A 7,395-nucleotide genomic window follows, 5' to 3' on the forward strand; every position below is an offset into this window, starting at 1 on the left:
GGCTTCGTCTTCATGGACACCCCGGGCTACGACCCGGTCGCCACCACCGGGCAGATCGCCGGCGGGGCGCAGGTCGTCGTCTTCACCACCGGGCGCGGGTCGGCCTTCGGCTCGAAGCCGGCGCCCACGATCAAGGTGGCGACCAACGACCGGCTCTACGCGCAGATGCCGGACGACATGGATATCAACTGCGGCGACATCGTGTCGAAGGGCGTGACCATCCAGGAGAAGGGCGCCGAGATCCTCGAGAAGATCCTCGCGGTCGCCTCGGGCGAGAAGACCAAGAGCGAGGGCCTCGGCCTCGGCGACAACGAGTTCGTGCCCTGGCAGGTCGGCGCCGTCATGTGAGGGCGATCGCGCGCAGCGGGTCGCCGCCGTCGATCAGGAGCCGCCCGCCCGGCGCCAGCGCCGCGGCGGGCCGCGGGAGCGCCCGCCGGCCGGCCTCCGGGTGGCGAGAGGCGCATCCGGCCATGGGACTTCCCATGCCGTCCGAATGCAATAGACTGCCGCCCAAACAACCAGGACGGGAGCGAGCGACGCATGGGACACGCCATCACCTTCGCGCAGCAGAAAGGCGGCGCGGGCAAGACGACCGTGCTCGCGCATCTCGCCGCCGCCTGGGCGGAGGCGGGGCGGCGGGTGGCGGTGATGGACCTCGACCCGCAGCAGTCGCTGACCCGCTGGGCCGCGCTGCGCGCCGACCCGGCGATCGAGGCGATCGAGTCGCGCGACTACCGCGCCGGCAGCGACATCAAGGCGGCGCGGCGCAGCCACGACGTCGTGCTGATCGACTGCCCGGGCGCCGCCTCGAGCCTGCTCGAGAGCGCGATCCGCGAGAGCGACCTGGTGCTCGCGCCGTGCCAGCCCTCGGTGATGGACGTCTGGGCGCTCGAGTCGGTGGTGGCGACGGCCGACAGGCTGAAGCGGCCGATCCGCATCCTGCTCAACCGGGTGCCGCCGCGGCTCGGCAGCCTCGAGGAGGTGCTGGGCGCGCTCGGCAAGAACCGCGCCCTGCTCCTCGCCACCCAGATCGGCAACCGCAACGGCTACTCGCGGGCGATGCTCGACGGCCGCACCGCGCAGGAGCTCGCCCCCCGCTCCACCGCCGCCGCCGAGATCGCCGGCCTCCGCGCCGAGCTGACCGCGCTGCTCGCCCGGCTCTGAGGGCGCGGGTGGGCACGCGTGCCCACCCGAGCATCCCATTGATCTAACAGGATTACTCCAGATCCATCAACCAGATGGAAACCATCGTTAACGGATGCTAGTGCATCGCGGGGCGCCCGGGCGGCGCCCCGGAGCGGATCAGCGCGCCTTGATGCTGATCCTCTTCTCGTTCGCCTGCTTCGCCGGCGACTTGGGCAGGGTGACGGTCAGCACGCCCTTGGCGAAGCTCGCCTCGATCCTGTCGGCGTCGACGTCCTCCGGCACCGGGAAGCTGCGCTGGAAGGAGCCGTAGCGCCGCTCCGAGAGGTGATAGGCCTTGTCGCTCTCCTCGCGGGTCTCGGTCTTCTGCCCGCGGATGGTGAGGGCGCCGTTCGCGACCTTGACCTCCACGTCCTTCTCGTCGAGCCCGGGGAGCTCGGCGGTAATCTCGTAGCCGCCGTTCTTCTCCACCAGGTCGGTCGCCGGGGCGAGCCGCAGCCCCTCCGCCCGCGGCCAGGCAAGGTCGAGGCCGGGCATGCGGCCGAACATCGGCCAGCGTCCGGGCCGGAAATCCTCGAAGACGCGGTCGATCTCGCGGCGCAGGGTGTCGAGCGGCGACCAGATTTCCTCGCGGCGGGCGGGGGCCCCGCTCTCAGTCTGCGAGGCTGTCGTCTTGGCGGGAGTGTCTGCCATGGGATCCTCCATCTTTCGATCGCCGGCGGGGGAACCTCGGACTCCCGCCGGGCAGCCCTTAGATGGTTCGGGAGCCGCGACGCGGCAACTCCCCGCCGCCTGCGACACTTGCGCGCGGCCTCCGGCTCAGGGGCAGGGCATCAGGCGCACCGCGGGGCCGGGCCGTGCGCCAAGCTCGAGGCAGCGGCCGGCGGCGCAGAGGGTCCAGCCCTCGCCGGTGGCGCCCGAGGCGGCGAGGACGAGCGCGCGCTGCGGCGGGAGGCGGGGGGCATAGACCCACCAGCCGTCGACGAGCGCGCCCCCGGGCGGCGGCTCCATGCCGGCGCCCGAGCCGCGGATCCGGGCCGCGACCAGCTCGAGGCCGGCCGGGGTCAGCCGCCAGTCCTCCTCCCAGCGGACATGCTCGACGGAATGGGTCCAGGCGAGGGTGAAGGCGGTCACCGCGAGGCGCAGCGTTTCGGCGCCGGCGAGGCAGAGGCTCATGCCGGCGCGGCGCGCAGCCGCCACCAGTGGAGGCCGACGAGGCCCGCTGCGAGCGCGAAGCCCGCCTCGTCGGTCAGCGGCAGCGCGAGGACGAGCAGGATCGCCGCAGTGGCGGCGAGCCCCCGCTCCCAGAGCCGCATCGGCCCGACGAGGAAGCCGACCACCGCCGCGCCGAAGAGGGCGATGCCGAGGCAGGCCTTGAAGAGGATGTAGGCGACCTCGACCGGATAGCCGAAGGCGGCGGCGATGGCGCCGCCGTCCTGCAGCATCAGCGAGGGGGTGAAGACCGCCATGAAGGGCACGACGTAGCCGGCGACGGCGAGCTTGGTCGCCTGGAAGGAGATCTTCAGCCCCGAGACCCGCGCCATCGGCGCCGCCGCGAAGCAGGCGAGCGCAACCGGCGGGGTCAGGTCGGCCATGATGCCGAAGTAGAAGACGAACATGTGGCTGACGAGGAGCGGCACGTCGAGGGCGAGGAGCGCCGGCCCGGCGATCGAGGAGGTGATGATGTAGTTGGGGATGGTCGGGATGCCCATGCCGAGGACGAGGCAGGTGACCATGGTGAGCACGAGCGAGAGCAGGAGGTTGGTCTTGCCGATGGCGATGATCGCGCCGATGAAGGTCGAGGCGATGCCGGTCAGCGTCAGCGTGCCGATGACGATGCCGACGATGGCGCAGGCGATGCCGACCGGCACCGCGTTCTTCGCCCCCTCGGCCAGCGACTCGACGCAGATGCCGAGCGTCGCGCGCCCGCCGCGGAAGAGCGCGCAGGCGAGGACGAGCCCGCCGACGACCAGCGCGAGGACGTCGACCCCGTAGCGCAGGAAGGCGGCGGCGCCGAGCCCGAGCGCGACCCAGAAGACCAGGCGGAAGGCGAAGGGGCCGATGAGCGCCGCGAGCGGCATGCCGAGGATGAGGACGATGGTCAGCGCCAGCCCCATGGTGCCGGCGAAGATCGGCGTGTAGCCGGCGAAGAGCAGGTAGACGAGGACCGCGAGCGGCAGCACCAGCGGCCAGTGCTCGCGGATCGCCGCCCAAGGGCTCGGCAGCTCGGCCTTCGACATGCCGCTGAGGCCGAAGCGGCCCGACTCGATGTGCACCATCCAGAAGCAGGCGCCGAAGTAGAGGAGCGCCGGGAAGATCGCCGCCTTGACCACCTCGGCATAGGGGATGTTGAGCGTCTCGGCCATGATGAAGGCGACCGCCCCCATCACCGGCGGCATGATCTGCCCGCCCATGGACGAGGTCGCCTCGACCCCGCCGGCGAACGCGGCGCGGAAGCCGAAGCGCTTCATCAGCGGGATGGTGAACTGCCCCGACGCGACCACGTTGGCGATGCCCGAGCCCGAGATGGTGCCCATGAGGGCCGAGGACATCACGCAGACCTGCGCCGGCCCGCCGCGCCAGGCGCCGCAGACCCCGAGCGCCACGTCGTTGAAGAGGGCGATCATCCCCGCCCGCTCGAGGAAGGCGGCGAAGACGACGAAGATGAAGATGTAGGCCGCCGAGACGTAGACCGGCGTGCCGTAGATGCCCTCGGTGCCGAAGGCGAAGGTCTCGACGATGAGCGCGAAGTCGTAGCCGCGGTGGACGAAGGGCGGCGGCAGGTGCTGGCCGAAGAAGCAGTAGGCGAGGAAGAGCCCCGAGAGCACGGCGAGCGCGACGCCCATCAGCCGCCGCGCCGCCTCGAAGACCAGCACGATGAGCAGCGTCCCGACCGCGAGGTCGGCGGTGGTGAGGAAGCCGGAGCGGCGGATGAGATCGGCGTAGAAGACCCAGTTGTAGAGGCCGGTGCCGAAGCCGAGGAGACCGAGCAGCCAGAGCCAGGCCCGCGTCGCGGGGCGCGTCGCCCGGAGGTTGGCGAGCAGGCCGAAGCCGAGCAGCAGCAGGAAGCCGACGTGCATCGCCCGCACGATCTGGCTCGGCAGCGTGCCGTAGGCGGCCGTCCAGATCTGGAAGGCCGAGAAGGCGACGGCGATGCCGAAGGCGACCCGGCCGGAGAGGCCGCTGCCGAACCCCTCGGGCAGGCCCTCGACCGGGAGCTCGGCGTGAGCCCCGGCCGGGGTTTCGCTCAGGCCCGCCATGCGGCTACTTCAGGATGCCCGCCTCGCGGTAGTAGCGCTCGGCGCCGGGGTGCACCGGCACCGGCATCCCGTCGAGCGCCTTGGCCGGGTCGATCGCCTTGGCCGCGGCATGGGCGGCGGCGAGCCGGTCGAGGTTCTCGAAGAGGAGCCTGGTCATGGCGTAGACGACCTCGTCGGGCACATCGGCGCTCGTCACCAGGAAGTTGCCGACCGCGGCGGTGGCGACGTCGGCCTCCTGGCCGTCGTAGGTGCCGGCCGGGATGGTCGCGCTCAGGAAGGGCGCGCCGATCTTCCCGACGATCTCGGGCGGCACCGCCACCACGTTGATCGGCACCGAGGTGGCGAGGTCGCGGATCGAGGCGACGCCGAGGCCGGCCGACTGCAGCGTCGCGTCGAGCTGGCGGTTCTTGATGAGCTCGACCGATTCCGCGAAGGGCAGGTACTCGACCCGGCCGAGGTCGTCGTAGCTCATGCCGGCGGCGGCGAAGATCGCCCGTGCGTTGAGCTCGGTCCCCGAGGCCGGTGCGCCGACCGAGAGGCTCTTGCCCTTGAGGTCGGCGAGCGTCTCGATGCCGGAGTCCCTGGTGGCGACGATCTGGATGTAGTTCGGGTAGATGGCGGCCAGCCCGCGCAGCTTCTCGAGCCTGCCGGGGAAGCCGGCCTCGGTGTCGCCCTCGGCCGCCGCCTTCACGCTGTCGCCGAGCGAGAAGGCGATCTCGCCCTTGCCCTGCTCGAGCAGGTTGAGGTTCTCGACCGACGCCTTGGTCGCCTGCACCTGGACGCGCGCGCCCTCGATCCCCTCGGCGTAGATCTCCGAGAGCGCCACCCCGAGCGGGTAGTAGACCCCGGAGGTGCCGCCGGTCAGCACGTTGATGAACTGCTGCGCCCCGGCCGGAACGGCGGCCGCGGCCGCGATGGCGGCGCCCGCCAGAAGCATCCTCATCCGTGCAAACATGCGCCCTTCTCCCTGCTTTCGTTGTCGGGCGCGCCCGCCGGGCCGCCTGCGGGCGACTCTAGGCGAGACGATCCGCTTGCCAACCCGGAAATCGCATCTCCGCCCCGGGGTGGCAGGGCGGCTGAGGGCCTCGCGCTCTCTTGACAGGGCCGCGCGCATCCCGGATGCAGGGCCATTCGCACATGCAGCAGAAGCGGGGGCCGCGCATGAAGAAGAAGGTCTACGAGAACGCCGCGGCAGCCCTCGACGGCCTGCTCTTCGATGGGATGTCGATCGCCGCCGGCGGCTTCGGCCTCTGCGGCATCCCCGAGCTGCTGATCGCGGCGATCCACGATGCCGGGACGAAGGAGATCACCGTCGCCTCGAACAACTGCGGCGTGGACGACTTCGGCCTCGGCGTCCTGCTGAAGGACCGGCGGATCCGGAAGATGATCTCCTCCTACGTCGGCGAGAACGCCGAGTTCATGCGCCAGTATCTCAGCGGCGAGCTCGAGCTCGAGTTCAACCCGCAGGGCACGCTCGCCGAGCGGATGCGCGCCGGCGGCGCCGGCATCCCGGGCTTCTACACCAGGACCGGCGTGGGGACCGTCATCGCCGAGGGCAAGGAGCACAAGGAGTTCGACGGGGAGACCTACATCCTCGAGCGCGGCCTCGTCGTCGACCTCGCGATCGTGAAGGCCTGGAAGGGCGACGAACAGGGCAATCTCGTCTACCGGAAGACGGCGCGCAACTTCAATCCCAACGCCGCCACCTGCGGGCGGATCTGCGTCGCCGAAGTGGAGGAGATCGTGCCCCTGGGCTCGTTCGACCCCGACTGCATCCACACCCCGGGCATCTTCGTGCACCGCATCGTCCAGGGGCCGCACGAGAAGCGCATCGAGCAGCGCACCATCCGCGCCGCCTGAGGAGAAGAGCCATGTTTCCCAGCGACGACGACGCCGGCACGACGGCGATCTCCTATACCGACCAGTTCCTCGAGGCGGGCATCGCCAAGCTCGACGCGCTCTTCGGCGCCGGCTACGCCAAGGCGAACCCCGCCGCGCTCGCCGCCTACCTGGCCGCCTGCGCGAGCAACCTCAATGCCTTCATGCTGGCCGCCACCTCGCTCGACGACGGCGCCTTCGACGAGGCGCTCGCCGCCTTCGAGGAGCAGATCCTCCAGCCAGCACCGAAACCGAAAGGGAGACGCCGCTGATGCCCTGGGACCGCAACCAGATGGCCGCCCGTGCCGCCAGGGAGCTGAAGGACGGCATGTACGTGAACCTCGGGATCGGCATCCCGACGCTCGTCGCGAACTACATCCCCGAGGGGGTGGACGTGACGCTGCAGTCCGAGAACGGCATGCTCGGCATCGGCCCCTTCCCGACCGAGGACGAGGTCGACGCCGACCTCATCAACGCCGGCAAGCAGACGATCACCGAGCTCAGGCGCACCTCCTACTTCTCCTCGGCCGACTCGTTCGGGATGATTCGCGGCGGCAAGATCGACATGGCGATCCTCGGCGCAATGGAAGTCTCCGAGGAGGGTGACCTCGCCAACTGGATGATCCCCGGCAAGCTCGTGAAGGGCATGGGCGGGGCCATGGATCTCGTCGCCGGCGTGAAGCGCGTCGTCGTGGTCATGGACCATACCTCCAAGCACGGCGAGTCGAAGGTGCTGAAGCAGTGCACGCTGCCGCTGACCGGGCTCAAGGTGGTCGAGCGCATCATCACCAACCTCGGGGTGCTCGACGTGGTCGAGGGCGGCCTCAGGATCGTCGAGCTCGCCGACGGCGTCAGCGAGGCGGAGCTGCGCGCCGCCACCGAGGCGACGATCGTCTGACGCGTCCTTGGCATCCGGCGGCGGCTTCCGGCCGGAGCCGCTGCCGGAACTGGCAGGTCCGGCCGCCGCGCGCTAGACTTCCGGCTTCGGGAGGGCGGGCATCCACATGGCGAACGTCGAAGGGCATGAGGGCGAAGGCGAGGCCGCGGCGCTGGCGCGGTTGCTCGACCCGGTCGCGCTCGAGGCCCGCCTCGCCGAGGCCCGCGCCCGCCGCAA

At 70.9% G+C, this 7,395-nt stretch carries 9 protein-coding genes and 1 pseudogene; 5 read left to right on the plus strand and 5 right to left on the minus strand.

Annotated elements, in window-relative coordinates:
• Window positions 1-348: pseudogene (locus Q0112_RS15305) on the plus strand (UxaA family hydrolase); the annotation flags it as partial.
• Here the strand turns inward: Q0112_RS15305 and Q0112_RS15310 are convergent.
• Complete coding sequence (locus tag Q0112_RS15310; protein WP_297976777.1) at window positions 341-472, minus strand: hypothetical protein; 132 nt, start codon at window positions 470-472, stop codon at window positions 341-343. The pseudogene Q0112_RS15305 and the gene Q0112_RS15310 sit on opposite strands and share 8 nt — an antisense overlap.
• 68 nt (window positions 473-540) lie before the next feature.
• On the opposite strand from Q0112_RS15310, the gene parA reads away from it, so the two are divergent.
• Window positions 541-1,164, plus strand: a complete 624-nt coding sequence (gene parA / locus Q0112_RS15315; protein ID WP_297976779.1) for a ParA family partition ATPase — start codon at window positions 541-543, stop codon at window positions 1,162-1,164.
• A gap of 138 nt (window positions 1,165-1,302) precedes the next feature.
• Here parA and Q0112_RS15320 read toward each other — a convergent pair whose 3' ends face one another.
• The 4 genes from Q0112_RS15320 to Q0112_RS15335 form a co-directional block, all read right to left on the minus strand.
• Window positions 1,303-1,836, minus strand: a complete 534-nt coding sequence (locus Q0112_RS15320; RefSeq protein ID WP_297976781.1) for an Hsp20/alpha crystallin family protein — start codon at window positions 1,834-1,836, stop codon at window positions 1,303-1,305.
• 126 nt (window positions 1,837-1,962) lie between these two features.
• Window positions 1,963-2,319 carry a DUF1850 domain-containing protein gene (locus Q0112_RS15325; protein ID WP_297976783.1) on the minus strand — a complete coding sequence of 119 codons (357 nt, stop codon included), beginning with the start codon at window positions 2,317-2,319 and terminating at the stop codon, window positions 1,963-1,965.
• Complete coding sequence (locus tag Q0112_RS15330; RefSeq protein WP_297976786.1) at window positions 2,316-4,403, minus strand: TRAP transporter permease; 2,088 nt, start codon at window positions 4,401-4,403, stop codon at window positions 2,316-2,318. Before Q0112_RS15330 ends, Q0112_RS15325 begins: the two co-directional genes overlap by 4 nt.
• Before the next feature lie 4 nt (window positions 4,404-4,407).
• Window positions 4,408-5,358 carry a TAXI family TRAP transporter solute-binding subunit gene (locus tag Q0112_RS15335; RefSeq protein ID WP_297976788.1) on the minus strand — a complete coding sequence of 317 codons (951 nt, stop codon included), beginning with the start codon at window positions 5,356-5,358 and terminating at the stop codon, window positions 4,408-4,410.
• A gap of 206 nt (window positions 5,359-5,564) precedes the next feature.
• On the opposite strand from Q0112_RS15335, the gene Q0112_RS15340 reads away from it, so the two are divergent.
• The 3 genes from Q0112_RS15340 to Q0112_RS15350 are packed head-to-tail and all read left to right on the plus strand — an operon-like array spanning window position 5,565 to window position 7,179.
• The gene (locus Q0112_RS15340; protein WP_297976789.1) at window positions 5,565-6,263 is read left to right on the plus strand and encodes a CoA transferase subunit A; all 699 of its coding nucleotides are present in this window, start codon (window positions 5,565-5,567) and stop codon (window positions 6,261-6,263) included.
• An 11-nt stretch (window positions 6,264-6,274) separates the two neighbouring features.
• Entirely contained in the window at window positions 6,275-6,553 is a 279-nt protein-coding gene (locus Q0112_RS15345; protein ID WP_297976791.1) for a hypothetical protein, read from the plus strand.
• Window positions 6,553-7,179, plus strand: a complete 627-nt coding sequence (locus Q0112_RS15350) for a 3-oxoacid CoA-transferase subunit B (protein ID WP_297976793.1) — start codon at window positions 6,553-6,555, stop codon at window positions 7,177-7,179. Before Q0112_RS15345 ends, Q0112_RS15350 begins: the two co-directional genes overlap by 1 nt.
• Window positions 7,180-7,395: the final 216 nt, after the last annotated feature.

It is taken from the genome of uncultured Amaricoccus sp. (assembly GCF_937858865.1).
GTDB lineage: Bacteria > Pseudomonadota > Alphaproteobacteria > Rhodobacterales > Rhodobacteraceae > Amaricoccus.

Coding starts and splice junctions, on each gene's coding strand:
- Q0112_RS15310 (WP_297976777.1), bottom strand. CDS start 472: ATGGCCGGATGCGCCTCTCGCCACCCGGAGGCCGGCCGGCGGGCGCTC.
- parA (WP_297976779.1), top strand. CDS start 541: ATGGGACACGCCATCACCTTCGCGCAGCAGAAAGGCGGCGCGGGCAAG.
- Q0112_RS15320 (WP_297976781.1), bottom strand. CDS start 1,836: ATGGCAGACACTCCCGCCAAGACGACAGCCTCGCAGACTGAGAGCGGG.
- Q0112_RS15325 (WP_297976783.1), bottom strand. CDS start 2,319: ATGAGCCTCTGCCTCGCCGGCGCCGAAACGCTGCGCCTCGCGGTGACC.
- Q0112_RS15330 (WP_297976786.1), bottom strand. CDS start 4,403: ATGGCGGGCCTGAGCGAAACCCCGGCCGGGGCTCACGCCGAGCTCCCG.
- Q0112_RS15335 (WP_297976788.1), bottom strand. CDS start 5,358: ATGTTTGCACGGATGAGGATGCTTCTGGCGGGCGCCGCCATCGCGGCC.
- Q0112_RS15340 (WP_297976789.1), top strand. CDS start 5,565: ATGAAGAAGAAGGTCTACGAGAACGCCGCGGCAGCCCTCGACGGCCTG.
- Q0112_RS15345 (WP_297976791.1), top strand. CDS start 6,275: ATGTTTCCCAGCGACGACGACGCCGGCACGACGGCGATCTCCTATACC.
- Q0112_RS15350 (WP_297976793.1), top strand. CDS start 6,553: ATGCCCTGGGACCGCAACCAGATGGCCGCCCGTGCCGCCAGGGAGCTG.